General features: G+C 52.7%; 27 protein-coding genes. 17 read left to right on the top strand and 10 right to left on the bottom strand.

The window, feature by feature from the left end:
• Positions 1–80: 80 nt before the first annotated feature.
• The 3 genes from NST08_RS07230 to NST08_RS07220 all read right to left on the bottom strand — a co-directional run bounded on the left by NST08_RS07230 (position 81) and on the right by NST08_RS07220 (position 1,702).
• Entirely contained in the window at positions 81–479 is a 399-nt protein-coding gene (locus NST08_RS07230) for a helix-turn-helix transcriptional regulator (protein ID WP_007130808.1), read from the bottom strand.
• A gap of 102 nt (positions 480–581) precedes the next feature.
• Positions 582–1,322 (bottom strand): hypothetical protein, encoded by a 741-nt coding sequence (locus NST08_RS07225; protein WP_100085240.1) that lies wholly within the window; start codon positions 1,320–1,322, stop codon positions 582–584.
• 224 nt (positions 1,323–1,546) lie between these two features.
• Positions 1,547–1,702 carry a hypothetical protein gene (locus NST08_RS07220; RefSeq protein WP_007130810.1) on the bottom strand — a complete coding sequence of 52 codons (156 nt, stop codon included), beginning with the start codon at positions 1,700–1,702 and terminating at the stop codon, positions 1,547–1,549.
• A 267-nt stretch (positions 1,703–1,969) separates the two neighbouring features.
• On the opposite strand from NST08_RS07220, the gene NST08_RS07215 reads away from it, so the two are divergent.
• The 7 genes from NST08_RS07215 to queF all read left to right on the top strand — a co-directional run bounded on the left by NST08_RS07215 (position 1,970) and on the right by queF (position 5,962).
• Complete coding sequence (locus NST08_RS07215; protein ID WP_007130811.1) at positions 1,970–2,239, top strand: hypothetical protein; 270 nt, start codon at positions 1,970–1,972, stop codon at positions 2,237–2,239.
• Positions 2,236–2,397, top strand: coding sequence for a hypothetical protein (locus NST08_RS07210; RefSeq protein ID WP_007130812.1), 162 nt, complete (start codon positions 2,236–2,238; stop codon positions 2,395–2,397). Before NST08_RS07215 ends, NST08_RS07210 begins: the two co-directional genes overlap by 4 nt.
• A gap of 38 nt (positions 2,398–2,435) precedes the next feature.
• Positions 2,436–3,140: an AIM24 family protein gene (locus tag NST08_RS07205; protein ID WP_007130813.1), complete on the top strand. Its 705-nt coding sequence runs from the start codon at positions 2,436–2,438 to the stop codon at positions 3,138–3,140.
• 290 nt (positions 3,141–3,430) lie between these two features.
• The gene (queC, locus tag NST08_RS07200) at positions 3,431–4,111 is read left to right on the top strand and encodes a 7-cyano-7-deazaguanine synthase QueC (RefSeq protein ID WP_028406449.1); all 681 of its coding nucleotides are present in this window, start codon (positions 3,431–3,433) and stop codon (positions 4,109–4,111) included.
• The gene (gene queD / locus NST08_RS07195; RefSeq protein WP_007130815.1) at positions 4,108–4,599 is read left to right on the top strand and encodes a 6-carboxytetrahydropterin synthase QueD; all 492 of its coding nucleotides are present in this window, start codon (positions 4,108–4,110) and stop codon (positions 4,597–4,599) included. The genes queC and queD overlap by 4 nt, the downstream gene beginning before the upstream one ends.
• The gene (gene queE / locus NST08_RS07190; protein ID WP_007130816.1) at positions 4,592–5,386 is read left to right on the top strand and encodes a 7-carboxy-7-deazaguanine synthase QueE; all 795 of its coding nucleotides are present in this window, start codon (positions 4,592–4,594) and stop codon (positions 5,384–5,386) included. Before queD ends, queE begins: the two co-directional genes overlap by 8 nt.
• Positions 5,387–5,464: 78 nt before the next feature.
• Entirely contained in the window at positions 5,465–5,962 is a 498-nt protein-coding gene (gene queF / locus NST08_RS07185; protein WP_007130817.1) for a preQ(1) synthase, read from the top strand.
• Positions 5,963–6,139: 177 nt separating this feature from the next.
• Here queF and NST08_RS07180 read toward each other — a convergent pair whose 3' ends face one another.
• Positions 6,140–7,051 carry an EcsC family protein gene (locus NST08_RS07180; protein ID WP_007130818.1) on the bottom strand — a complete coding sequence of 304 codons (912 nt, stop codon included), beginning with the start codon at positions 7,049–7,051 and terminating at the stop codon, positions 6,140–6,142.
• A 224-nt stretch (positions 7,052–7,275) separates the two neighbouring features.
• Complete coding sequence (locus NST08_RS07175; RefSeq protein ID WP_245256083.1) at positions 7,276–7,764, bottom strand: Dps family protein; 489 nt, start codon at positions 7,762–7,764, stop codon at positions 7,276–7,278.
• Between the two features lie 328 nt (positions 7,765–8,092).
• Between NST08_RS07175 and NST08_RS07170 the strand changes: the two genes are divergently transcribed.
• Positions 8,093–9,202 carry a GNAT family N-acetyltransferase gene (locus NST08_RS07170; protein ID WP_144871455.1) on the top strand — a complete coding sequence of 370 codons (1,110 nt, stop codon included), beginning with the start codon at positions 8,093–8,095 and terminating at the stop codon, positions 9,200–9,202.
• Positions 9,203–9,452: 250 nt separating this feature from the next.
• Here the strand turns inward: NST08_RS07170 and NST08_RS07165 are convergent, their stop codons facing one another.
• Positions 9,453–10,130, bottom strand: a complete 678-nt coding sequence (locus NST08_RS07165) for a general stress protein (RefSeq protein ID WP_007130821.1) — start codon at positions 10,128–10,130, stop codon at positions 9,453–9,455.
• A gap of 230 nt (positions 10,131–10,360) precedes the next feature.
• Between NST08_RS07165 and NST08_RS07160 the strand changes: the two genes are divergently transcribed.
• Both NST08_RS07160 and NST08_RS07155 read left to right on the top strand, forming a co-directional pair.
• A complete protein-coding gene (locus NST08_RS07160) occupies positions 10,361–11,314 on the top strand; it encodes a hypothetical protein (protein WP_210095169.1) in 954 nt (317 codons plus the stop codon).
• Positions 11,315–11,385: 71 nt separating this feature from the next.
• Positions 11,386–11,625, top strand: coding sequence for an NHLP leader peptide family RiPP precursor (locus tag NST08_RS07155; RefSeq protein ID WP_007130823.1), 240 nt, complete (start codon positions 11,386–11,388; stop codon positions 11,623–11,625).
• A 96-nt stretch (positions 11,626–11,721) separates the two neighbouring features.
• On the opposite strand, the gene NST08_RS07150 is transcribed toward NST08_RS07155, so the two are convergent.
• From NST08_RS07150 to NST08_RS07140, 3 genes are all read right to left on the bottom strand, one after another.
• Positions 11,722–13,587: an ATP-binding protein gene (locus NST08_RS07150; RefSeq protein ID WP_341341649.1), complete on the bottom strand. Its 1,866-nt coding sequence runs from the start codon at positions 13,585–13,587 to the stop codon at positions 11,722–11,724.
• A 175-nt stretch (positions 13,588–13,762) separates the two neighbouring features.
• The gene (locus tag NST08_RS07145) at positions 13,763–15,673 is read right to left on the bottom strand and encodes a HAMP domain-containing sensor histidine kinase (RefSeq protein ID WP_341341648.1); all 1,911 of its coding nucleotides are present in this window, start codon (positions 15,671–15,673) and stop codon (positions 13,763–13,765) included.
• Between the two features lie 205 nt (positions 15,674–15,878).
• On the bottom strand, positions 15,879–17,330 hold the full coding sequence (locus NST08_RS07140; protein ID WP_341341647.1) for a SulP family inorganic anion transporter: 1,452 nt from the start codon (positions 17,328–17,330) through the stop codon (positions 15,879–15,881).
• A 349-nt stretch (positions 17,331–17,679) separates the two neighbouring features.
• Here NST08_RS07140 and NST08_RS07135 point away from each other — a divergent pair, with 349 nt between their 5' ends.
• From NST08_RS07135 to NST08_RS07120, 4 genes are all read left to right on the top strand, one after another.
• Positions 17,680–18,408: a hypothetical protein gene (locus NST08_RS07135; RefSeq protein ID WP_341341646.1), complete on the top strand. Its 729-nt coding sequence runs from the start codon at positions 17,680–17,682 to the stop codon at positions 18,406–18,408.
• 323 nt (positions 18,409–18,731) lie between these two features.
• Positions 18,732–18,911: a hypothetical protein gene (locus NST08_RS07130; protein WP_341341645.1), complete on the top strand. Its 180-nt coding sequence runs from the start codon at positions 18,732–18,734 to the stop codon at positions 18,909–18,911.
• 119 nt (positions 18,912–19,030) lie between these two features.
• A complete protein-coding gene (locus tag NST08_RS07125; RefSeq protein WP_341341644.1) occupies positions 19,031–19,423 on the top strand; it encodes a hypothetical protein in 393 nt (130 codons plus the stop codon).
• Positions 19,424–19,622: 199 nt separating this feature from the next.
• The gene (locus tag NST08_RS07120; RefSeq protein WP_341341643.1) at positions 19,623–20,414 is read left to right on the top strand and encodes a peptidylprolyl isomerase; all 792 of its coding nucleotides are present in this window, start codon (positions 19,623–19,625) and stop codon (positions 20,412–20,414) included.
• A 100-nt stretch (positions 20,415–20,514) separates the two neighbouring features.
• Here the strand turns inward: NST08_RS07120 and NST08_RS07115 are convergent, their stop codons facing one another.
• The gene (locus NST08_RS07115) at positions 20,515–22,668 is read right to left on the bottom strand and encodes a class I SAM-dependent methyltransferase (RefSeq protein WP_341341642.1); all 2,154 of its coding nucleotides are present in this window, start codon (positions 22,666–22,668) and stop codon (positions 20,515–20,517) included.
• 631 nt (positions 22,669–23,299) lie between these two features.
• On the opposite strand from NST08_RS07115, the gene NST08_RS07110 reads away from it, so the two are divergent.
• The 3 genes from NST08_RS07110 to NST08_RS07100 all read left to right on the top strand — a co-directional run bounded on the left by NST08_RS07110 (position 23,300) and on the right by NST08_RS07100 (position 26,609).
• The gene (locus NST08_RS07110) at positions 23,300–24,019 is read left to right on the top strand and encodes a 3-ketoacyl-ACP reductase (RefSeq protein WP_341341641.1); all 720 of its coding nucleotides are present in this window, start codon (positions 23,300–23,302) and stop codon (positions 24,017–24,019) included.
• A gap of 449 nt (positions 24,020–24,468) precedes the next feature.
• On the top strand, positions 24,469–25,392 hold the full coding sequence (locus tag NST08_RS07105) for an AEC family transporter (RefSeq protein ID WP_341341640.1): 924 nt from the start codon (positions 24,469–24,471) through the stop codon (positions 25,390–25,392).
• A 29-nt stretch (positions 25,393–25,421) separates the two neighbouring features.
• A complete protein-coding gene (locus tag NST08_RS07100; protein ID WP_341341639.1) occupies positions 25,422–26,609 on the top strand; it encodes a MalY/PatB family protein in 1,188 nt (395 codons plus the stop codon).
• Positions 26,610–26,673 lie beyond the last annotated feature (64 nt).

The following is a 26,673-nucleotide window of genomic DNA, read 5'->3' as shown; positions in this document are numbered from 1 at the left end:
CCCGAATGACTGTCACATGCCAATTCCATGTGCTTCATTCGGGGCTTCACATTTACGATGTGCGATTTCGTCTGCGAAAATTAGGCTTGGACAGAGGAATCATCACGGTCCCCCGCCTGGATTTCGGCCTTTTCCGCACTCTGTTTATATACGGCAGCCAGCACTTTTTCATAAGCGCTTTCAAATTCTATGGGCAGCAGCGGTTTGATTTTGTCCATTACGGGCATCAGCTTGAATAGTGCCTGCACCTCTTCTTCCGTCAAACCAAGCGGATACATGGCAAAATGGCCGATAAACGTATATCCGCGCCCGCGCCCCTGGTGGGTAATGGGGATATGCATCGCGCTGAGCGCATCCATATCACGATAGATGGTTCTTTCACTCGTTCCGCAGCGTTCCGCAAGCTCTCTCGCCAAAATTCCGGGTCTTGCTTGTACAAGGGTAATGATTCTCATTAGTCGGATCAGTCTGTCTGTCATATGCATTCTCCCTATCTCTCTAGTAAATTAGACGTATATTTTATGACTATAAAATAGTACATTCGACCCTGATATCATTTTTCCTTTTTTGGACAAAGATTCTTAATAACTAGCATCAGAATAAGCCTTAAGTCCTTGTCTTTTCGCAATGCGGGAACGGAACTTACGGTATGTATCCATATACAAAGTGCTTAACCTATACAAAGCCTCCGCTTCTTTTAAATAATCGGCATCCTCTAAACGTGCGGCGTACAGCAGCATTTCATCGGCCCGTCTAAGAATAATCGCTTCCCCTTCGGCCAGTTTTCCACGCTGCATTTCCTGTCTGGCTTGCTCCACGATCATCGGATTCTGCAGCAATTTGAGTGCCTTTTCCACACGATGATCGGCGCCCCGCTTTATTAATGCCGTACTGTTGCTGAACTGGAGGGGGATTGTTCGAGACGGCTGCAGCACCATCTTTTGTTTGATCACATCCAGATAAGTCCACAGCATCGTGACAATGGGGTAAACACCTGACGGCCGGGGGCCGACCGACAGATCGAGCACCAGCCGCCTTACCTTTCCTTCGGACAATGTGCCCAGCGATAATGAGAGATTCCGGTCATTCAGCATTTCGCCTTCGCATCCGTACATACGACCAAGCTGCACGCGCTCACCCAATTGGAGATGCAGCTGAACTTGATCCGCGAGCAGCTGTTTGGAACCTTTTGCCGGCAATTTCGGCCCTAAGACTCCACCCCTCCACTCGATCAGCAGAAAGACTTGATTACAGCCGCTAGCTGATACCTGGTTATGGCTCCATAAAAAATCCGAATACAACCCTGACTGCAATACATCCACCTCTTTCCTCTTCTTCTAATAATGTACCAATAGAGAGGGACATCTTACTGTCACGGAACGTATGTTCGACAAATGTTTTCGACAAAAAAAGACCGCAGCCTCTATCGCTGCAGTCTTTGTCATGGATTCTGTCAGGACCGATTAGATAACCGGCAACCGCCTTGTCGTTCCTCCCAGGGAACCCAAAGCTCCTTCTAAAAAAAAGTAGTCGCTGTATGACCTGCTTAACCAATCACCGTGCTCGCAGCCCTGCTCGCTTCACTGCGGGCCTCCTCTGCACGCCCGACGGGCGCGTAGGTGACTTTATCAATAACCAGGCCGTTTCCAACCGGTTTGCCGTTTACGGTAATCATGATTTTTTTCACGTTATTGTTATTCATATGCATAATCTCCTTATTTCGAAAATTCTATTAATTTGTCATCTTGTTCAAAAGCGTGTCTATTATTCCTTGTCGTATTCTGCCTTTCATGCCTGAGCATGCTTGGCCGCTGCTTGCCAACATCTATTTACCCGATTCAACCGCCTATTAAACATCCTGGCGGCCCGAGATGAAACGCCGCCTCTCCAGTGGGTAAATGATACTATGGAAACTTGTTCCTCTATCATTTCGTATGTACTATTATATATCAAAGGACGGTGATCCCTCATGGACAAGTCTGCACGATCTAAGCTGATCCGACTTTCTTTGATAATACTGGCGACAGGGATCGCGCTTCCCCTCGGAGGCCGCACGGCCAGCGCCGGCTACATCAGTAATTTGTACGACAATATACAGCAATTTCGTGAATTGCCGCAAGAGGTTACCGAGCTGAAGGACAGCTATAATCAAACCTTGCAGGAGCTGGATCGAGCTCGGATGAATACGGAAAAGCTCCAGCAGCAAAATGCGGAGCTAGCGGAGCAAATCGGCAATTGACGCAAATGGTGAACCAGCTGCAGGAAGCGGAAGCCGCCCGAAAGCGGGGAGCGGAACGGCTGAAGAACCTGGCGATTACGGCGGCCGCGCTAGCTGCAGGATATTTTTTGCTGATACGCGCCCTTCGATTCGGCATGCGCCGAACGAACCGCTTTTAAATAAAGCAGCCAGTCAGACTGATAAAGGAGGTGGGCGTGTGATTATCCGAATGGAAGATACGTCCGGCGGCGGGGCCGGGCAAGCGGTTACCTTTTCCTTGGCCGACGGCGACATTGCCCATGTGCTGCATCCCGATCAGATTGTAGCGTACCGGGGTCCCTCGACCGGGCGAAGCGACCGTCTGATGAACGTGAAAGGGATATACCGGAAGAAGAAGCTGATCCGTGCCGACATCAGCGGTCCCAGCCAGTTTACGGCAGCCCTCCCTCCGGGCTTCAACATGCATGAGATCCGGCTGGAAGGCGGGGAGGATATGCTCTACGATTTCAGGCATGTATTCTTCTATACCAGTAATGTAACAATGCAGACCCGTATTTTGAAATTTAAAAATATGCTCGTTACGCGGGACGCCATTAAAATGAAGTTTTCCGGCAGCGGCAGCATCGGCATCCTGACCCAAGGTCCGGTCTGCAAGGTGAAGCTGCACCCTACGGAGCCGCTATACGTCGATGCAGGCAGCATCATTGCCTATCCGGAAGGAGCCAAACTGGATTTGACCGTATACGGTAACCACCTGGCAAGCCAGCATATGAATTACCATTGGAAGCTTACCGGAGAAGGATATGTCCTGTTTCAGGCCGGGCGGCAGAACCAGCGGCTGGTCGACGAATTCAACGATGAAGGGATTATCAAGCGCTTCTTACGGGAAGCAATTCCCTTCGGCGGAGTGTTTATCAAATAATGTCCCCGTGTTATAATGTAGGGCATAAGTACCCGGCTGCAGCGCAAGAGCCGCTAGCGGCCGCTAGTGACAACAGAAGACAAGTCCATACGCTGCAAAGCGTATGGGAGAGGTTCGCGAACTCCCTCTATAAAAAACTACATTGTCTTATTCGGCATCGAATTATCTTTTTTAAGCTGCCGTGAAAATAAGGCTTGTTTTTTTGCGGATTCAGTTCAAGAACTTCTCTATTCTTCTACGGGATCGGCCTCCGGGCTCCCCTAAAACTATGAAGAATGAGAGGTTTTTTTATGCTTAAACATGAGAAAGCGGTCGTCGTGTTCAGCGGCGGCCAAGACAGCACCACCTGTCTGTTCTGGGCGAAGGAACGCTTTGCCGAGGTGGAGACGGTCACCTTTGATTACGGCCAGCGCCACAAGCTTGAGATCGAATGCGCCGCCCAGATCGCCAAAGAACAAGGCGTGAAGCAAACCGTGCTCGATATGAGCCTGTTGAACCAGCTGGCTCCCAATGCGTTGACACGCACCGATATTGAAATCAAGGAAGGCGACCAAGGCTTGCCAACCACGTTCGTGGAGGGCCGGAACCTGCTATTTCTAAGCTTCGCTGCCGTCCTTGCGAAAGGAATCGGAGCCAAGCATCTCGTAACCGGCGTATGCGAGACGGACTTCAGCGGCTATCCCGATTGCCGCGACAGCTTTATCAAATCGCTCAATGTGACGCTGAATCTGGCCATGGACTATCCTTTTGTCATTCACACCCCGCTTATGTGGCTGGACAAAGCGGAAACATGGGAGCTCGCAGACCAGATGAACGCCCTGGAATATATCCGTGATCACACGCTGACCTGCTATAACGGCATTAAAGGCGACGGCTGCGGAGAATGCCCTGCCTGCAAGCTGAGAAAAGCCGGGTTGGATAAATATTTGAGCCGCAGGAACGCGAGCGTTGAAGGGGGGCGCACGGTATGAGCCGAGAGCCTGGAGCATTTCGGATCGTTGAACGGCTGCAGAAGCTCGGCGAGGATATCGATGCCGGCAGCCTGCGCTACCACCGGAAGCGCGTGCTCGTCTCCAAGGAATTTACGTTCGATGCAGCACATCATCTGCATGCTTATGAAGGAAAATGCAAGAACCTCCACGGGCATACCTATAAAGTCGTATTCGGCATCAGCGGCATTCCGGATGAAGTCGGAATTACCGTTGATTTCGGTGAAATTAAGGACATCTGGAAATCGGAGATCGAGCCTTATCTCGACCATCGATATCTGAACGAAACGCTGCCTCCGATGAACACCACGGCGGAGAATATGGTCGTATGGCTGTTTGAGAAAATGGAAGCCGCCCTCAGCGCCAAGCCATCCCATGAGCAGCAGGGAACGCGCACCGAATTCGTGCGTTTGTTCGAAACACCGACCAGCTATGCCGAGGTCAGACGGGAGTGGATGCTAGGTGAATAATCAGCATAGTAAGGCAGAGACCGGCACAAGCGGAGGCGCATTCGCTGCGGCAACCGTCGACCGCCCCATTCCGGTAATGGAAATTTTCGGCCCTACCGTACAAGGCGAAGGGATGGTCGTTGGCCGAAAAACGATGTTCGTCCGCACGGCGGGCTGTGATTACCGCTGCGCCTGGTGCGATTCCGCGTTTACGTGGGACGGATCGGCGGCAGATTCGATCCGCAAGATGAGCACTGATGAAATATGGCAGGAGCTGTATCGTCTTGGGGGAGAACGGTTCGACCACGTCACCCTTTCGGGCGGCAACCCCGCCCTGCTGTCCCAATTAGGCTCCCTTGTGGATGAGCTGCACCGGCACGGCATTACCGTTGCGGTAGAGACGCAAGGCTCCCGCTGGCAGGATTGGCTGAACGACATCGATGAAGTCACCATATCGCCGAAGCCGCCGAGCTCCGGTATGGAGACGGATTGGGAGAAGCTTGACATCATGATCTCCCGCTTGTCCGCGCGCCAGCCCGGCCGCTCCTTCAGCTTGAAGGTGGTCGTATTCGACGATACCGATCTGGCTTACGCCGAAACGGTGCATGAGCGATATCCGAATGTCCCGTTTTACCTGCAAACCGGCAACCCGGATGTCAGCACAAGTGATACGTCCTCCCATGTCAGCTACCTGCTGGAGCGATACGAGTGGCTGGTGAATGCGGTTATGCAATCCGATCGGCTCAACGACGTGCGCGTCCTTCCCCAGCTGCATACGCTCGTATGGGGCAATAAGCGCGGCGTCTAGACAGCTGTCCGGCATGCCGCTTGATGGCCTAATGAACCTGAACAGAAAACGATTATAATATAGAGGAGTTATGCATTCATGGCTGGAAGACAAAGAGAGGAAATGCAAGAGGTTACCCTGCTGGGCAACCAAGGCACGAAATATACCTTCGAGTATGATCCCGGCATCCTGGAAAGCTTCGACAATAAGCATCCATATCGGGATTACTTCGTAAAATTCAACTGCCCCGAGTTTACAAGCCTGTGTCCGATTACGGGCCAACCGGACTTTGCCACTATTTACATCAGCTACATTCCGGATATTAAAATGGTGGAGAGCAAGTCCCTGAAGCTGTATCTGTTCAGCTTCCGCAATCATGGCGATTTCCATGAAGACTGCGTCAACATCATCATGAACGATTTGATCAAGCTGATGGATCCGAGATATATTGAAGTGTGGGGCAAATTCACTCCGCGCGGCGGGATATCCATCGATCCGTACTGCAACTACGGCCGTCCCGGAACCAAATACGAGGAAATGGCTGCACAGCGTCTCATGAATCATGATCTGTATCCGGAAAAAGTGGATAACCGTTAAATACAAGTTACCTGTACTGGTAACAAGTACAGGTACAAGTTAGATTTACAAGCAAGCTAACACTTCTTACACGATGCTTTACCTCTAGGCATTCATACCAATAAGGGCCGCTCCATTTACGGAGCGGCCCTCTTTTTAGTCTCAATCTGCACCCATTCTTCTGGCTTAGCTGAAAACTTACAGCGGATATTCCATATTGCGCAGTCGGTGGTTCAGGCGACGTTTTTTGTAGAGCATCTTTCCGGCTTCCGCCACGTCCCCGATGGTGCCCTTGTTGTTGATCGAGCCGAATACAATCCCGGCAATCGGAATAAGCTGGAACAGCTTCTTCATTCCGAAGCTGTCCGTGTACGACTGGATCACTTCCCTCCATCCCTGCAGCTGGGAGAATACCTGATCCGTCCCCTTCTCGTCATCAAAGCTGGCGAGCTCCTCCAGCACCGCCTTCTTGCCCACTATATCGGCGGAAGCGAACTGCAGGCACTTCACGATAAACACCCGCTCCCTGGTATCGTTCGGATCATAGCCGTAGCATAGCGCCATCTCTTGAAGCACCTTTAGTGACTGTCCGAGCACCATCGGAATATCGACTGCAATCGTAAAGACGCCGCCGATCCCGGTGGCTGCCCCTTGGGCGGCGGCAAATTTGACCCGTTTAGCCGTCAAAATATCCGCCGCGGCATCCATCACCTGCAGCGGCAAACGAGAAGCCTCGGTCAAGGTCAGCTTCTGATCGCCTGAGCCATCCGCCGCGTTGCCACCCGTACGGGAAGGATCGGTTTCTTCTTCGATCTCCCACGCTTCGGCTTCCTTGGAAGCGGTCCCCTCATCTCCCGCCGTTTTGGCCAACAGATTCATTACGGACTGCTCGCGCACCAGATACTGGCCTCCGGTCTGGATAAAGCTGCCGACATCGTTAAGCGCCTCGCCGATTTTATTCCGCACGGCCTTCGGTGTCAGCCGATCCAGAAGCATGAAGGGGATTCTGCCGAGCTTTTCCCAGAACATCACGTCCTTCTGTTCTTTTTCCCACACCAATATCTCTTGAAGCTGTGACTCCAACACTTGCCGTGATTCCATTTCTGCCATGTTCACAATCTCCTCTTCAATTCAGCGTTAACTATGGAGTATATACGCATCAAACGTAAAAACGGCGCAGTATTTTTCAAAACTGATGCCTCAGCACGATATCGCCCAAATCGAGCAGCCCCATTATAGCCAGCTAATCATACGAAAAAGCCATCCCATCTGGGATGGCCATTTTACGATGTTTTTCGAAATGTAATGAACATCAAGCAACCTGTATACGCCGCTTATTTGCCCAAAAATGCGTTCAACATCCAGGCATGCTTCTGAATATCGGTCATCATGCCCGTGAACAAGTCGGCTGTCGCATCGTCACCTGCTGCATCGGCTGCCGCGATCCCCTGCTTAAGCTCGGCTGCGATCGTTTCATAATCGGCGATAAGCTGGCTCACCATCTCTTCAGCGCTGTTCTCACCGTTCGCTTCTTGAAGCGTCGTCAGCTGCAGATACTGGGTCATGCTTGCTGCCGGTTTGCCACCGATGGCCAGCAGCCGCTCAGCCAGCTCGTCCACGTAATCGGCTGCCGCGTTATACAGCTCCTCAAACTTCTCATGCAGCACGTAAAACTGTGGCCCTTTCACATACCAGTGGTAATGGTGCAGCTTTACGCCCAGCAGGCTCCAGTTCGCAACTTGGAGATTAAGGATGCTGTGGAGCTCGTTTTCACCCTGCAGGTTTTGAGTCAAATTTACATTCGCGTTCGTATTTGTATTCATCATCTATATCGTCTCCTTTAGTTGATATTGTATTTAGACTTATTCTAAATCCTTGTCTTTATAATATCAGATTTTCATCTTATTTGCAAAGCAATTCACGATTTCTTAGATGAAGATAGGATGAAGATTTTTCTCTGTTTTTATACCCTATCATAAGTGCTCCTTGCCGAGCCGGCTGTGAATTGAATCATGTTGTTCTTCAGGTGATGGGTGCTGAGAGCGGTTTATCCATAAAAATCTATTAATTTGTAAACGTTTACTGGAAATCCCGCGGTCTGTCACCTTATACTGGTGTTAAGTGACAACCATAGGGAGGCGAAATACCCCAGTGCATATTTCTATCATGAATTCCGATCAACTGACCCAAGCGATTGAATTATCCGATCGTATTTTTCTTAAGCAGCCCGAGCAGCCCTCCATGGGCGTATCCTTCCCGCTTATCTTCTCTCCGGGTATCAGCCATTCATACGGAGCATGGGATCAAGAAAAGCTTGTCTCGTTCATGGGATTTGTCCCGTTTATGATGAAGATCCGTGGAGCACGGCTGAACGTATTCTCGATCGGATCCGTATGTACGGACCCAGACTATCGGGGACAGCGGCTTGCCGGTTCGCTGCTTCAAGCATGCATCAAGCATGGGGAAGCTTCGGGCGCATCCCTGATCTTCATCTCCGGAGGGAGATCCCTGTACACCCGTGCCGGCAGCCGTTTGTTCGGCCGGGCCCAGCGCTTTCAGGTGACCCCTTCCATGGTCGAGCCCCTTCGGTCCTCCACCGCAAAGCAGGTTCAGATCCGGGCCATGAAGCCGGAGGATCTGTTGCAAGTCCACGCGCTTATGGAAGATCGGGAAGCCGGGTATATGTCGACGCCTACCGAGCTTGGCAAGCTGCTTGACGCAAGCGCCTATTCCAACGTGATCCGGCTTGAGCAGCAAGTGCTTGTCGCCGAGCAGAACGGGGAATTGTCGGCATTCGCAATCATTGCCGTGCCCGGAACCGTGATGACGCCTTCCCGCGCATCCACGCTTGTGGAATGGGGCGGCAGCCCGGAAGCCGCCGCGCTGGTCATTGCTGAAGCAATCGCCGGCTTTAACCTGCCGGAGCTGATCATTCCACTGGCCTGGCAGGACCGAGAGCTCGCCGCGCTGCTTCAATCCGCCGGTGCCATGCCGGAATCGATCCAGAATGACGGGACGGTTTACCTGGTGAACGGAATCCGGCTTCTGGATCAGCTGGCTCCGCTGCTGCCGGAAGGCGCCATCCAAGCCGATGGGGAGCATGGACCTTATCGCATTACGCTCTCGGGGGAGACTGTTGTCCTGGATGACGAAGGACTGCTGTCGCTCCTGTTCGACCCTTTGTCTCCGTACCGGATTCAAGGGACAGCAGCGTTCGACCCGATTCCGCTGCCGTATACCTCCGGGCTGCAGTATATTTAAATAAGCCAACGGATACCGAATACTCATCGAACCGAATGTTCACCGAGGTTTGGCCTGATAGTAAATTTTTTATCCTAGAGATGAGCCGCTTTTCCAGATTTAATAGGCATAAAGTGATTGATGGCAAACCGTAACTGCGAAAGGAAATCCATAACGGTTACTGAAGTGGCTTGACAGCAGGAAGAGGGGCTGCCCCAGATCGATGATCTTGTGGGACAGCCCCTCATTTTATAGAGTAATATATAGTATCTTAAAGTCTCTTAGATGACCCTTCGCGGCCCGTGCTTACACCATCAGGTCTCACCGCGCCTCCGTCCCCGTTGCCATAGCCGTGATACAAATTCGGATCCGGAACGGCATCCTCGGTAGCCGCCGCCGCTTCCGTGCGGGAATCGATTGGGGAGCCCGTGCCGTTGTACGTTGTTCCTTGACGGTAATGATGCTCATTAAGCGCGCTGTTGCTGCGGAAGATATCATATACCTTTCCGCCGCGGCTCTCATCCGCATCCACCATGACGAGAATATGCCCTTCATCCACATAGCTTCCGTATTCCTTCGCCTGATCTTCCGGTATGCCGAGTCCGATCAATCCTCCAACCAGCCCGCCTGCGCCTGCTCCGACGGCAGCTCCCGTAAGAGTGGCAGCGATGGGACCTGCAGCGACAATCGGGCCGATGCCCGGTATAGCAAGCGCGCCGAGCCCGGCAAGCAGTCCGGTTACGCCGCCCAGGACGCCGCCTGTTGCTGCCCCGGACGCCAGGCCTTCCGGCGCCTTCGTCCCTGTCTCTTCCTCAATCGCCGACGTTTCACCGCGATCCTTTGCAATGACAGAGATTTCATCTGCTCTGAACCCTTGCGACTTCAGTTCCTCTATAGCGCGGGTTGCTTCCTCTTCCGAACGAAAAGCACCAACAATTTTCTGAGTCATATGAGTTACCTCCTTATGGTCATTTCAGTTATCGGTGTACACTTCATTCTTAAACGTCTGAGGACTTGATCAAACAACAGATCCCGGCCAAAAGGCATCGTTCCATCGATTTCCATACCGAGCGGAAGAATCTCCCCTGAATTTGAATGGTAATATTTAACTATTAAGTTATTCATGCTAGAATTAAAAGTAAGTAATTCCCAATAAAATAGAAATAGGCTGGTGATTCGATGAATTGGTTTAAGTCATTCGAGGACGATCTTGCTGCCGTATTTGCGCAATGCGAAGCTCGATTGTCGGACCTGCCCCCTCCGTTGAATGAACTCGGAATTTCGTATTTGCGCGCTTTCGACGTCTTCGAGCAAGACAGCTCCAAAAACTACATCTGTTATCTACTTCCCTTCTGGATGAAAGAACTTACCACACTCCCAGCAGAAAGTTACCGCCACCTGGCAGCAGCCAACATCATCGGAATGCTCTACTATTTCATTCAAGACGACATCATGGACTCTGTTCGGGAGAGTCCATCCCCGCTCCATGTGAAACAGCATCTTGCACTCGCGACCCTTTTATATTCGGAATTCCTTGCGATGTACCAAGCTTACTTCCCGCCTGACTCCGCATTCTGGCAATTTTTCAAAGTTTATAATCAAGAATGGTCGGATGGCGTCATTCACGAGAGCAGCGCTGATTATTTCGTGAACGTGCCGATTGGAGTCGCCAAGAAGGCCGCTCCGGTTAAACTCGGCAGCACTGCCGTCCTCCTTCTGGCGGAACGCCCTGAGCTGATTCCTGCCGCGAATGACATGATGAACCACGTGCTGCTGACCTTGCAGATGATGGACGATTGGATGGACTGGAAGCAGGATCTTGCAGACGGCAGCTACAACTGCCTGCTCGCCATGATTAAAGCAAGGCTAGGGCGTCCCTGGGATGCAGCGCTAACCGAAGCGGAAGCTCAAGAGGCGATTTATATCCGCAACCTCTTGAAGCCTTATGCAGCGATTGCAGCTGAGACGCATACCCGCCTGACAGAGACCAGGCTTGACGCGCCGAATCTGATATCCTTCCATTATACGATGGTGGACGAGCTCATTTCGGATGCAAATCATATCGAAAATAGCAAGCAAACCCTGGCTTTAGGCGGTTTGAATTATTATTTGTCTATATCAACCAAAAAATAATAGATTTTAAATTTATTCCATGGTATCCTTAAAGAGTAAATTATAACCATTTATTTGAAAGGGTGATTCTAATGACAACAGAAGCCATCTTTCAAACACAACTGATTCAAAAAGCATGGGAGGATCCTAGCTTTAAAGCAAAGCTGGTCAGCGATCCGAAATCAGCGATCAAGGAAGTACTTGGCGTGCGAATCCCCGACCACATTGAAGTAAGAACGCTCGAAGAGCAGCCCAATGAGCTGTACCTGGTCATCCCTCCGAATCCGGCAGGCGTGATCAAGTCCGAAGCCAAAGAAAGAGCCATCTGGTAAAGACTACATAACAGCCCGGGATTTACTCATACATGGAAGAACACGAAGCAAAGAGTGGGGACTGGAAGCCTTCCGCCAAGTCCGCAGCCTACGATTTTATTCGTAAGCTGCGGGCAGCGTGATAACGGCATCCGTCCCCACTCCTTTTTTACTTGTAAATTGAATGCTGCCATCCATGGCCTCGATAATTCGAAACGTGACCATAAGCCCGAGTCCCGTCCCCTTCGTCTTGTTGGAGAAGTACGGCTCGCCTAACCGGGCCAGCACATCCTCCCCCATTCCTTCGCCGTTATCCACGACGTGTATGTATACCCGCCCCTGCTTCTGATAGCAGCGGATCTGGATGACCCCCTCCTCTTGCAAAGCTTCAATGCTGTTCTTGATAATGTTAATGAACGCCTGCTTGAACTTGGAGGAATTGCCGCGTACGGCAAGGTCCTCTGGAATGTCCACGGTGATCTTTCCGCCATGCAGATGCGCTAGCGGTGCAAGAATCCCCTCGATATGCTTGAATTCGTCGGAGATCTGAAGCACGGTGTCCTTGCCGAACTCCGGCTTGGCAAAGGTCAGGAAGTCCGTAATAATGCCCGACGCCCGATCCAGCTCCACCAGCGCCAAATCCAGATACTCGCGTTCAGCCGCCTTGGCCTTGCCCATGAGCAGCTGTAGAAATCCTCGTGTTACTTGAAGCGGGTTGCGGACTTCATGGGCTACCGAGGCTGCAAGCTCGCTGATGATCTCCATCTTCTCGGAGCGCTGCAGCTCATTGTTGAACATCTCCAGCTCCTTGGAGTATTGGAGAATCCGTTCATGATTTTTGGCAAAATGGCGCCCCAGAATGACAATGAGCGATACGATAAAGACGACAACGCCCCATTTCCATAAAAACAGATTATAGCTTCCCCGGCTGAGGAAAAACTGCAGCAGCTCGCCCAATCCGATAACGGCAAACGCGGCAAAGCCTGCATTGAAAATGACGGCATCCCTGTTTCCTTTGATGGCAAAATACATCGAGCTTCCGATCAGCAGCGTGAATTGCAGGATCATAACAACGCCGAGCACCTGCACGGAAAAGAAGTAGTACAGCCCAAACCACTGGTTTGCGGCCAGTTGATTGGCGATCAGGAACAGAATACAAAACAAGGAGTAAAACACTTGGAAATTGCGCAGTTTGTGAAGCATGCCCTTCCAGCCATGACCGAATATTTTTTCGAAAAACAGGCTGAACGAAGGCAGAAGGACGAGTAATGAAATATCATACATGTGTGTAAAGATGTTTCCGTATTCTTCAAAAACGGTGTAAAGGAAAGGGGAGTAAGTAAACACCAGGATGCCGACAGATAGGATGGTAAAGGCCAAAGAATGGACGGCGACCAGATATTTATTGTTCAAAAAGACAGCACATATGAGCATCACGAAGGCAATGAATAAGAAGGCGCTGCCTAAAATGATATCGCCCAGATTCGATCGGACAAACCGGTTCAGAAGCTCGTGGTATGGGCCGATCACGATTTTTCCGTCGACCATAATATGATCTCTTGCCGTTTCCAGCCATACATACAGGTCCTGGCCGGATAAATCCTCATGCAGCGGGAGCAAGATATGGTTCAGCTCATAATTGTAGGTTCTCGCGGATTCATAGATTTTCCGTTCGCCGGCAAACACCGCTACCTGCTGTCCGTGAAGCTTGTCTATTAGTATGCCTTGCGAGGAGGAGGAGATATCCGGAAGTTTCATATGAATCCATGCCGACGTCTTGCTCTGCGGCTTCGAGTGTTCGGAAATCCGGGCGGAGCCTTCCACCCAAATCTCTCCCTCTGGCGGCGCACGATCCGGCACTTCCCCTGCATCCGACCATAGAATTCGCCACTCCTTAATCACAGCTGACGCTGGCGCACTGGCAGCGCCGGAGGATAACCCCGGAATGCCGAGGGTAATACCAATTGTGATGATCAGGGACATACCGATTCTCCATCCAGATCTCATGCACGCACCTCAAACATTATAATGAATACCTCCTAAAAGTATTCGATGCGTTAAAACATTCCCCCTTCTAAAATTCATAATTATGAAAAATTTTTCTATTCTTTTGCTAAAATAACAGGAGATACCGATCCGGTATCTCCTACAAACGCGTTTAAGTTGGGTTTCCTTGATGGTTCGATGCACAGGCAGGGAAGCGGATAATCGCTTCGGTGCCGACCCCTTTCCTGCTGTTGAAGTGTATGGTGCCGTTCATCGACTTGATGATCCGGTAGGTAACCATCAGACCGAGACCCGTTCCCTTGGATTTATTCGAGAAATACGGCTCTCCGAGCCTGGACAGCTCAAGAGCATCCATCCCGACCCCATCGTCTTGGATATGGATAATGACCTCGTTCGATTGAGCATAAGCCCAAATGCGGACAGTGCCTTCCCCGTCGAGAGCTTCAATACCGTTCTTCACGATATTAATCATCGCCTGCTTTAGCTTGGAGGAATTACCGGTAATACATAAATCCTCCGCTTCTTCCAGCTCAATCGTACCGCCTGCAAGGTTGGCTAGCGGAAGCAGAATGCCGGTAACATGCTTTAGCTCCTCGTACACGTTCAGAGGCACAATCTGTTCGACTTGCGGCTTGGCAAACGTCAGAAAATCCGTAATGATCCCCGACGCCCGGTCCATCTCCTTTAAGGCCAAAGCGAAATATTCCTTCTCCTCCGGCTTGGCGCTCTGCGAGAGCAGCTGCATAAAGCCGCGCGTCACCTGCAGCGGATTTCGGACCTCATGCGCAACCGAAGCGGCCAATTCGCTAATAATCTCCATCTTCTCGGAGCGCTGCAGTTCATTATTGAACAGCTCCAGCTCCCGGGAGTACTCGAGCACCTGCTGATGACTCCGAACGAATTTTCGCCCCAGCATGACGATCAGCGATACGACGAGCGCAATAACGCCCCATTTCCATAAATAGAATTCATAGTTGCTGTCTTTCATATAGAAGCTTATCAGGTCACCCAGCGTCAGCAGGGCCATTATGCCGAATCCGAACGAGAAAATATAAGCGTCTTTATTACGTTTGGATGCATACAGGATCGTAATTCCGATAAGCAGCGACAGCTCCAGAATAATCAGAATACCGAGGATCTTCACTGTAAATAAATAGTAGAGCTGAGGAAACGGATGCGTGCCGACCAGCTGAACGATAAGCAAAATCAGGCACAGCCCGGAATAGCCCATCTGGAATCTTCGGCCATAGCGAATGATCCGGTAAGGACCCGGACCGTATATTTTTTCAAAATAAAAAAACATGGCAGGCATGATAGCAAACAAAGCCGTATCAAACAGGGTTACCCATACGCTTCCCAGATCGCCATAGAACGTGTAGAGGAAAGGCGAATAGGCAATCAGCAGCGCACCGAACGCAAAAATAACGACGCACAGGGCAAGCCAGCTGGGTACCGTATGCCGCGGAAGAAACAGGCAGCATACCGTCATGACCGCGGCGATGAACAATAAGGAGCCGCCAAGTATGAAATCCTCCAGATCCTTCTTGATGAATACGCCCCGCATATGTTCATACTCTCCGAGCACGATGTCCCCTTGGATTCCTAGTGCAGTATCCGTTCCCTTCGACCATATATAGACGGTTTTGCCGGCATCCTCCCCGGTAACGGGCAGCAGCAGCGTATGGTTCATATATACAAAATTCCGCTTTACTTCGTATAATGGCAGCTCTTCCAGAAAAGCCGACACATCCTGCCCCTTGACCCGCTCGATCAGTACAGCCGATTGTCCCGGCGGCAGCTTCGGCAGCGTGAACCGGTTCCATGACGAAACAGCCCCGTCCGGCCGAGGGGGGGATGCCATCCCCTTCTTTGCATCGATCCATTGACTGCGGCTCCTGATGCTTGCAGGATTCACGTCCCCTTCCCCATCCTCGAACTCCCACAACACCTGCCAATCGGAGATTACGGCGGGAGCAGCTTGCGCATGAGCGGACGCGCCCCATAATGACGTGAGCGGCAGGATCATCAGCAGCAGGAGTATGTATTTAGGTACATCCTTCATTTTGTGCGCACCTCTAACCGTCCTTCGTTCATAATGTAGGGTTTTACTGCGTTTATGCGTCATGTCGATTCGACAAACTTCGTCTTGATTTACAACCAATATACCATGAAAAGCAACACCCGTTGTCAGAAAAATTTTAGTTGTTAAGAAAATGAAAAGGGACTGCTGGTCTGCCATCACAGTGGCAAGCAGCAATCCCTTAAGGTTAGTGTGAAGAACTGGAAGCAAGCCCCATTCTTTCAACCATCCGCTTGCTTTCCTCATTCAAGCCGACGATGGTCATATGCTTGCCTGCCTCCTTGTACTTATTAAATATTTTGGAAATTGCGTCCGTTCCGGACTGATCCCACACATGCGACTTGGAGAAATCAATCGTGACATGGTCCGGATCGTTATGAGCATCGAACAGTTTGATGAAATACATCGCGGTCCCGAAAAACAACTGTCCCCGAATTTCATATACCTTGACTCCATTGGCCTCGATATGCGGATTGGCATAAATTCTCGCCATCTTCCAACCGAAATTCAGCGCGCTGAGCACGATGCCGATCATGACGCCGATGGCCAGGTTATGAGTTGCAACAACGATGATGACCGTCGTGAGCATAACCACCGTATCTCCGAGCGGAATCCGGTGGAGCGTCCGAAGCGAGTTCCATTCAAAGGTGCCTATGGACACCATGAACATGACGCCGACCAGGGCAGCCATCGGAATCTGCTTGACGACATCACCAAGGACGATGATCAGAAACAGCAGGAACACGCCGGCAACGAGCGTAGAGAGCCGCGTGCGGCCGCCGGATTTAACGTTGATGACCGTCTGTCCGATCATCGCGCAGCCGGCCATCCCCCCGAAAAATCCGGTAATGATATTCGCGATTCCCTGTCCCCGGATCTCCCGGTTCTTGTCACTGTCGGTCTCGGTCAATTCATCCACGAGCGAAGCCGTCAGCAGCGATTCGGTCATCCCCACGACCGCAAGCGCCAAGGAGATTGGAAGTATGGTCATGATCATCTCCAGACTGATATACACATCGGGAACATGGAAGAACGGAAGCGTCTGCGTTATGTTGCCCATATCTCCGACCGTGCGCACGGGAGCCCCTGTCCATACCGCGATGATCGTCATGACAATGATCGCCACAAGCGCTGAAGGAACAGCTTTCGTGAGCAGCGGCAGAACATAGATGATCACGAGCGTCCCGGCCACCATCAGAAACATCGGCCATGACTCCCCGACAAAGTTCGGAAGCTGGGCCAAAAAGATAATGATGGCAAGCGAGTTCACAAAGCCGGTAATGACCGGCTGCGGCACGAAAGAAATAAACCGTCCGAATTTCAATGCCCCCATCAGCCATTGCAGAAGTCCCGTGAGAACCGTCGCTGCGTATAAATACTCAATGCCGTGCTTGGCTACGAGCGGTCCCATCAGGGAAGCCATCGCCCCGGTCGCCGCGGATATCATGCCCGGCCGGCCGCCGAAGAATGAAATGCTGACCGCGATGACAAAGGAAGCATATAAGCCGACCATCGGGTCGACGCCGGCCATGATCGAGAAGGCGATCGCCTCGGGGATAAGTGCAAATGCTACGGTAAGTCCCGACAAAATATCTTTGCGCGTATTGCCAAAGAAGCCTTGTTTAATCCATGCAAACAAAGAGAAAATCACATCCTGTTCGTATCCTATGGTTGGCGCCCCACTCTCAGGTTTGCCCGGGTCCGATAATCACTTTTCCGATTATATATCAAGCCGGTCCCTGTTTTCAGATATTAATAAAGCGCATTCATTGTGGTTTATCTCTCAATTACTCTTAAATTCAAACGATAACGCGTCGATATCCCATTTTCAAGAATTTCATAATGATTCTTGCGGCCGGGAATGCTACCAAAAGACTTACGACTTCCCTCACGGCCTTTGAAAAGCGATTCATTCCTGACCCAGCGGGTAAAGTCGGAATATATAAAACATCCCGAAGCGGGATGGTATGGAAAGGAGTTATCAACCGATGCGCGACGAGAACAATCGGAATACGCTGCCTGAGTTGATATACCTGGAATATGAGACCAAGCGGAAGATCGACGAGACGGATATGATTCCGGAGGATGACATTCGGGATGTAAACACCTACACAACCCAGAGCCTTAGCAGTGAGGAGGCAGACCACAGCGGTTACGACCAGAATGAGTCCGCCCCCGCGGACGCGAAGCCGCCCGCAGCAGTGATAAATCCGGACCATAGCGCTCTTGATGCTTGGGAAGCGGCAGGCGCTGAGCCTGATAACCGGACGATCGCCGGGGAGCCGGCATCCGGGTCCTCGGCAGATGCCGTCGATGGGCAGGAGCTCAAAGCGGAGGGCCGGCTCCCACTGGACCAGGCATCGGCAAATGCCGCCTTCGTCCATGGGGATGAGCGTGAGGCAAGAGAATGGTTGGATATTGAAGGTGAGCCGCCGACGCGGCCAGGAGATGAGGTGATCACGGAATACGCAGGCGATGCTGAACGCCGCGTGACAGCGGATGCTGCCTTTTCCGGAAGCGGCACGGCTTTTCTGGGACAGGGACAGGATCTATTCATCACCGATTCAGCCGGTGATGATGAGGATTACACGCCGCTTCAGGACGTCCCGGATGCCGACGCCATTGCAGCGGACAGCCCGGTTGACCCCGCTGCCCCGCAGACCGATCTAATGCATGGAACGGATCTTTTGAACGGCAGCAACGGTGAAGAGGATTAATCCGGATTCCAGCTGCTCGTTTTGAGCCTATGAATGATCAAGACCCGCTTTCTCTTCGTCACAGTGAAAGCGGGTCCTGTTATATGAATCTATTTTCCGAACAATATGTCCAGCCAGCCAAGCAATGACATCCATAGCAGGATACCGATCAGGGTTCCCCATATGAGTGCTGTTAGTATATTGCCCTTTCGTTCCATACCGAGCCTCCCATATTCTGTCTTTTATAGTAATTCAGTATGGGTCAAGCCACTATTTCTTATACCGGCCAAGCTCTTTATCTTGTAATCTACGATTACCATAACCTAGGAGTAGGAGGATTCGCCATGAAACAGCCTTCCGACCGTGACACCCCTCTTGTCACCGAGCGTGACATCGACGAGAAATTTGGTCTTTTCGTAGAAGGGTCCTATCCGGACAGCGTCCCCATTCCCGACAGCGTCAAGCGAGAGAAGCCGGATGGCAGCGATACCAGCCATCGCGGAAACGAGTCTTCAAACGGCTGAAGCCTTGCATCCACTACAGATATAGGTACAAAAGCTGTGCTGAGTCCTTCTCATCTTTCACCCATAGGATGCCTTCCCACATACACTACACCATATGAATGCGGAAGGATGATGTGAAGATGAGCGGACCTCGATTGACCCGCTTGATGCAAAATATCTCCCTGCAGCAGCGGCTGGCCTCTTTAGTCGGGCATCTCGCAGAAATTAACGGCCCGAATATGGGGCTCGAACCCGGCCGGCTGCAGCGGGTGCTGAAGAACCAATTTATCGTGGTAAAGGGTGAGCTGTTCGTGCCCGCAAGCCTCGAGTCGATCCGGGTATTTGATGTTAAGCCGCCGAAACGGACGATTCATGTCGGCGTGCGTACCACCTTTTCCACGGGCGGCGCCTTTAGCCGGATCCGGCTTGTCCGGATCGGCACGGATTTCATTGAGCTGCTCGCCAAGGATAAGAACCGCTCCCGGATCCTGCTCCCGCTGAACAAAGTGGAGGGCATCTATCAAGTGAAATAAAGACTCGAAGCTTTCTTTGGCCTTATCAACGTACATCCTGCAGCCTGTAGCCTGTAGCCTCCGGACTTGCCGCCAAGCTCCGGGGGCTATTACTTATGTTTACGCTGCGAATGTTGTTTTCAGTACTTGTCCTACCTGTGTTAAAATGGGTTACGGTATACGATCTAACCTGAATAGCTAGTTACAGGAGGAGAATGAAATGCTGAAACAGAGAATGCGCTGGATGCCTGTTCTCGGTATCGTCTTTGCCGTGCTGCTGGTCCTCTCCGCATGCGGCAACAATGACAAAGGAACCGGCAGCGCAAACGGCAGCGCAAACGGCAGCGGAACTGCCAGTGAATCCGCAAGCGGCTCTACAGGCTCGACAGGCGATTCCACGACCGGGTCCTCAAGCGGATCTGAGAACGGGTCCGCACCTGAGGTGAAAACCCCGGAAACAACCGAAACGGAGGCTAATGTACCCGATCCGGATGCAAGCCATCCGATCGTGACGATTGAAATGGAAGACGGAGGCGTGATCAAGGCCGAGCTGTATCCGGAGGTGGCGCCGAATACCGTCAACAATTTTATTTCCCTGATCAAGCAGGGCTTCTATGACGGAACCGGCTTTCATCGCGTTATTCCCGGCTTCATGATCCAGGGCGGTGACCCGGACGGGAACGGTACCGGCGGACCCGGCTACAGCATTCCCGGCGAATTTACCGCCAACGGGTTCCAGAACGACCTGAAGCATACGACGGGCGTCTTATCCATGGCCCGGGGGGATGATCCGAACAGCGCGGGCTCCCAATTCTTCATTATGGTGGCGGATGCGCCTCATCTGGATCAGCTGTATGCGTCGTTCGGCAAGGTGATTGAAGGCATGGACGTGGCAATGGGGATCGTGAATGTAGAAACGAATGGCGAAACGCCGGTCAAAATGCCAATCATGAAAAAAGTGACGGTCGACACCCTCGGCAAGGATTATCCGGAGCCTGAGAAGCAATCATAATTTCCTTGCGATATCAGGGAGCGGATTCCCGGAGATTCTGCTTCCTGATATTTACAACAAAAGGCGGTGCAGCCACGAATGCTGCACCGCCTTTTGTATTTTATTTCACCGGCTCGGCCGGTTTTTCGATAACGAACAGGCATGTACTGTCCGGCAGGGCCGTCACCCGGCCTGCATCATCGGTCAGTTCAATCCGGCCTGCCAGCGCTTCGGCATACCCCTCCTGCAAATAATGCCGCTGTACAAGAATACGGGCCTCGGGGCCCAGCGTCTTCCGTATGCATGCGGCATACCCGGAAGGCGTAAAGACGCCGAACTGCTCCTGGACTTCGTGTACGTACGCTTCCGCCCCCCAGGTATAGGTGTACAAAAATTCCATCGCATCATTGACCGGCATGCGCACCTCATTTGCAGACAAGGGCTCATACCGGATCGCTCTTCCTTGAAAGTCCGCGGCATAACGGGCCAGCCACGCCATCCCGTCCTCCTCGAGAAAACGGATGCGCCGCCATGCGTCCCCTTCGGTCATGATGCCGTCCCGGATAATGATGCGTCCGCCGGGTGAAAGCACCTCGTACGCGCTCCTGAGTGCTGCTTCGACGGTCGCGGTATTGAACCGTCTCCCGTCCGTTTCGATGTAAGAGTACAGCTCATGCAATATGGATGAAAAGATGACGGTATCGACCTTGCCCGGCTCAACATACTGCTTGAGCCGCAGCGCATCCCCCTTCATTACCTCCCATGACCTTTGCTCAAGCCGCTTCCGCTTCTCCAGCGCTTCGATCACGTTCGATGAAATATCGATGCCGATGGGGCGAACCTGCGGCAGCCGCTCCTCCATAAGATCAAGCAGCACGCCGCCGCCGGGCCCGATGTCCAGTACCACCGTTCCCGTTACGTACTCAAGGATGACTTGCTTGTAGTCCCCCGTGCTGTTCATATCCTCCAGATAGCTCTCCTCGTTATGAAACCGGTCGTAGGCGTCCCGGCGGAGGCCGAACAGATCGAACAGCAGCAGTACGGCTTTCTCATATAGCGGAGACTTCTCGGCCTCGATGCAGAATTCGATCAATTTTTCCGCCGCCTTGGAAAATTCGAACGTGAAGAACACGGTGTCCGGAAGACCCGGCTTTCGCACGATACGGTGACGGAGATGCGGGTTTGCGCTGACTGCTCCTTGAAGGCAGGCTTCCCAGTCCGCTTGGCGCAAATACTGCTCGATCATGCGCTTTTTATAGACATTCAGCTTCTTGGCCCCTTTGTAGTCGTAATACATGTCATTCATCAGCGTCTCGAAGCTTAAATGACGGATCGGCTGCGGCATCTCCGGATGTATGGCAAGCCCGCTCGTATCCTCGGTCCCCTTCCTGCCTTCCGCTGAACCTTCGCCCTCGGCCCGAAGAGACAAGAGCATCACCTTCACGAATTCCTCGAGCGAAAAATCCTGCAGCGCGGCTTCCACATACCATAGCGTCATGTTCCGCAAATCGTTTAAGGCAATCGTCAGATCGACCCGCTCCCCGATTCGCTTAAGCTCCGATTCGAAATCTTCGCCGCTTTGGATCGAGCCCGCGCGGAGACGGCGCAGCCGGTCATGCAGGCTCCATTCCTCATCAAAGGCGCCTTCGGCTATGCGGACCACCAGCTGGGCGGTCTCCTCTTTGACGGCATGCCACAATGGCTCGGACACCGCGCCAATGATGCATTGGTTTAGCGGAACCAGCAGCCGGCTCAGCTCCTCTACCGTAAGCTGCCCGCTTTGAACCAGCCCGGACAGCGGGGCGTTCTCCTCAAGGGCGACCTCGCCCCGAATATGCTGGCCGATGAGCCCGTGGGTCCGGATCAGCGTATGTACCATTTGTTCATGCGGCGTCATGCTCCCCCGGCGCTCCAGGACATGCCGTTCGTACAGCTGGGCCGATCCGATATGGTGGAGGAACAGATTGACGCCGGATTGGGTCCAATGGAGCCGCTCCCGTACCGTCCCGCCCTTGGCGGTTTCGGCCCATGCCAGCACCTCCTCCAGCAGCTCCTTGATCCAATAGGACAGCGGCAAGCTGTCGAGGATCGTTAACATCCTTTCTACATAATCCAATACAGGATTGGCATGGGCTAATTCCCCGATGGACGAGATCCGCTCCAGGTTCACGATTCGCTCTTCAGCCGAAACCAGCATGAACAGCCAGGGATGCGTCCTGCATACCGACTCGTCCCCGCCGCGAAAGGCCTTGATCATCTCCAGCGCTTCCAGCATAAATTCATCCTCCGCTTTCCTAGGTTATGGACAGGATAGAGTTATCCCTCCCGTAGTCTGGTTATGATTATATCAGATCCTTCTTTAAGCGATCGCAGCAAGTCCCTAAAAGGGACTTGTGCGAGTGAAATGGAGCTCCGGCAGCCGTGCACGTCCCTAAAAGGGACTTGTGCGGGCGAATTGGAGCTCCAGGGGCCGTGCACGTCCCCAAAAGGGACTTGTGCGGGCGATATGGAGCTCCGGCAGCCGTGCACGTCCCTAAAAGGGACTTGTGCGGGCGATATGGAGCTCCGGCAGCCGTGCACGTCCCTAAAAGGGACTTATGCCGGCGAATTGGAGCTCCGGGCGCCGTGCAAGTCCCCAAAAGGGACTTGTGCGGGTGAAATGGAGCTCCGGGCGCCGTGCAAGTCCCCAAAAGGGACTTGTTCGGGTGAAATGGAGCCCCAGTGCCCGAGCAAGTCCCCAAAAGGGACTTGTGCCGGCGATATGGAGCTCCGGCAGCCGTGCACGTCCCTAAAAGGGACTTGTGCGGACAAATGGACCTGCCGGCATTTGGCGCAGGAGGGCCTGACGAGGTATACTGATCAACGAAACCATATGAAGTTATTCAAAATAAAGGAGTGAATGTTTCATGACCCTGAAAAATAAAACAGCCTTGATTACCGGCGCAGGCAAAGGCATCGGCCGCGCGCTGGCCATCGCCCTCGCGAAGGAAGGCGTACATGTCGGACTTGTAGCCCGAACCGCCTCGGATCTGGAACCGCTGAGCGCGCTGATCGCAGAGCAGTATGGCGTAAAAGCTGTCGCTGCCGTCGCCGACATTTCGGTGCAAGAGGAAGCGGAAGCGGCGTTTGCAGCGGTAAGCATGGAGCTCGGCTCCGTCGACATTCTGATTAACAACGCGGGCATTGCCCAGTTCGGCAATCTGCTGGAGATGGAGCCGGAGGCATGGAAGCGGATCGTGGACGTCAATCTGATGGGAACCTACCATATGCTCCGCGCCACGCTTCCAGGCATGATCGAGCGCAGTCAGGGAGACGTAATCAACATCTCTTCCACGGCCGGAGAGCGGGGCTTTGCGACCGGCTCGGCCTATAACGCCTCCAAATTCGCCGTCATGGGCCTGACGGAGGCCGTACTGCAGGAGGTACGAAAGCATAACATCCGCGTCACCGCCCTGACGCCAAGCACCGTCAACACGGAGCTTGCGGTCAATGCCGGGCTGAAGATCGGCGATGAGGACCGTATGCTGCAGCCGGAGGATGTGGCCGAGCTTGTACTGGCTGCATTGAAGCTGCCGCAGCGCGTGTTTGTCAAAACCGCCGGCATCTGGACAACGAATCCGCAGTAAAAAGCCGCTTCTCTCACGAAGCTCATCCAAACGGGTGCCCGCCTGCAGCGGAGCACCCGTTTTGTTTGTGCTTTAACCGGAGCGCGAATGCACTAACCAGCGGTACCTTTGTTTGCGCTCAAACGCAGCTGCCTGTGATCCACACCGAGGCTTTTTTTATCGGACCATGCCTGGGCATGGCAACGGTACCATCCGTTATGCGTGTTCTACCGCGACACAGCGACGATAGGCAATGAAGCATCCAGCATTATTGCCCTGATCCAAGTTTCCCTCGATACCGATACATACCAGGACGGGCCTTTTCCCGAAGTACGCCCGGTTATGCAGCCATCTTCGCGGTTTCTCTCGTGTCAACCTCGCGATGCCATGATATAATGACAAGGCATTTATCATTTCAATGAGGGCATTCACCTTCAGCTACATTTACGGGGAAAGAAGATGACAACAGCATGATCGCCGACATTTTATTGGAAGTGGTACTCCCGATCTTCGTGCTGATCGGCTTCGGCGTAACGATGCAGTATGCATTTAAGCTGGATTTGTACACACTCGCCAAAATCAATTTTTATTACATCACGCCCGCTGCCGTGTTCATGAGCATGTACGAGTCCGAGATGTCGCCCCAGCTGCTGGGGACGGTCGCCTTGTTCTACGCCCTCTATATCGCCGTCCTATATGGGATCAGCATGCTGGTTGCTCGCCAGCGGAAGTTCAATCGCGGCATGAAGGCCGCGTTCACCAACAGTCTTATTCTCGACAATTCCGGCAACTATGGCCTTCCGATCAACAACTTGGCCTTCAAGGGCGATCCGATGGCGACCTCGGTTCAGGCGCTGATCATGTCCTTTCAGAGTCTGCTGACGTTCACCTACGGCGTCATTTCCATTCAGGGCGCCAAGACCAATGGCCTCTATAAGCAAGCCATTATCGGATTTCTGAAAATGCCCGTCCCTTACGCGCTTGTTCTAGGGATTGCGCTGCATGCGCTGAACCTGCCGCTGCCTGTATTTATCTCGCAGCCGTTGATCTATGCCGACCAATCGATGGTCGCCATCGCCCTGCTGACGCTCGGTGCGCAAATTATCAAATATCCGCTCCGGCTGCGCCGGCTCGACGTCTATTTGAGCGTCCTGCTTCGCCTGCTCGTTGCACCCGCCATCGGGATTGCGCTTGTCCTCCTGCTCGGACTTAAGGGAATTCCGGCCCAGGCGCTCATCATCGCCTCGGGGATGCCGGTCGGCGTCAATTCGTCCATTCTCGCGGAAGAATATCAGAACGAGCCGGACTTTGCTGCACAAACGGTGCTCATCTCGACCATACTAAATGTAATTACCATTACTGGCTTGATATCCCTGGCCAAAACGATAGCCTAATTCCATTTTTGCTTAGGAGGAAATGACATATGAATTTTGATTTGACCATTGACCGAAGCTGCACCGCTTGTCACAAGTGGGATAACGTTCCCGCCGTATTCGGCGTGCCTGACGCTCTTCCGATGTGGGTTGCGGATATGGATTTTGCAGCCCCGCCTGCCGTGCTCGAGGCTCTTCACCGCCGGGTAGAGCATGGGGTGTTCGGTTACACCTTCCCGACGGAGTCGTACCAGGAAGCTATTGCGGAATGGATGCAAAGCCGTCACGGCTGGAGCATTCAAAAGGATTGGATCCAGTTCTGCCCCGGCGTAGTGCCGGCGCTGAGCCTGATCGTGGACGCATATACGGAGCCGGGAGATCAGGTTGTCATTCAGACGCCGGTATATCCTCCGTTTCATAGCGTGGTCAAGGACCAAGAGCGGGAGCTAGTGCTTAACCCGCTTATTCGCGGGGAGGACGGGGACTATGCAATGGATTTCGAGGATCTGGAGAAGAGCCTTGCCGGCGGCCGTGTAAAAATGCTGATTCTGTGCAGTCCGCACAACCCGGTCGGACGGGTGTGGAGACGCGAAGAGCTTGAGCGTCTGGCCGATCTGTGCCGGCAGTACGACGTGCTTGTCGTATCCGACGAAATTCACGCCGACCTCATCTTTGAGCAGGGCAGCCATACGCCGTTCGCCGCCTTGTCCGACGACGCGGCATCTCGCTCGATCATTTGTACTGCGCCGAGCAAAACCTTCAATATCGCAGGGATGAACACAGCCAACATGATCATTCCTAATGAGCAGCTTCGCCGGACCTTCCGGAAAGTGCTGAACCGGTATCACATCGGCTCCATTACGCCGCTCGGAGCAGTGGCCACGGAAGCTGCATACCGCGAAGGAGGGCCATGGCTGGACGAGCTGCTGGTTTATATTCGCGGGAACATGGAGCTCGTTGCGAATTATATCCGCGAGCATCTGCCGGAGCTGAGTGTGACCCTGCCCGAAGCTACATACCTCCTGTGGATCGACTTCCGTTCGCTCGGGATAGAGCATGACAAGCTGAACCGCTTCCTCGTCGAAGAGGCGAAGCTGGGATTAAACAGCGGGGCGACCTTCGGCAAGGATGGCGAGGGCTTCATGCGTATGAATGTAGCCTGCACCCGGGCTACGGTTGAGGAAGCCATGTCACGTTTGCATAATGCGATACGACAATGGCGGGAAATGCGGAAATAGGCGAGAGATCGTCCCTATATAAGAGGAGCCGTGCCCATGTGCACGGCTTCTCTTTTTTATATGC

The organism is Paenibacillus sp. FSL K6-1566, assembly GCF_038050475.1.
GTDB lineage: Bacteria > Bacillota > Bacilli > Paenibacillales > Paenibacillaceae > Paenibacillus_AQ > Paenibacillus_AQ lactis.
This window is presented reverse-complemented; position numbering and strand designations above follow the sequence as displayed.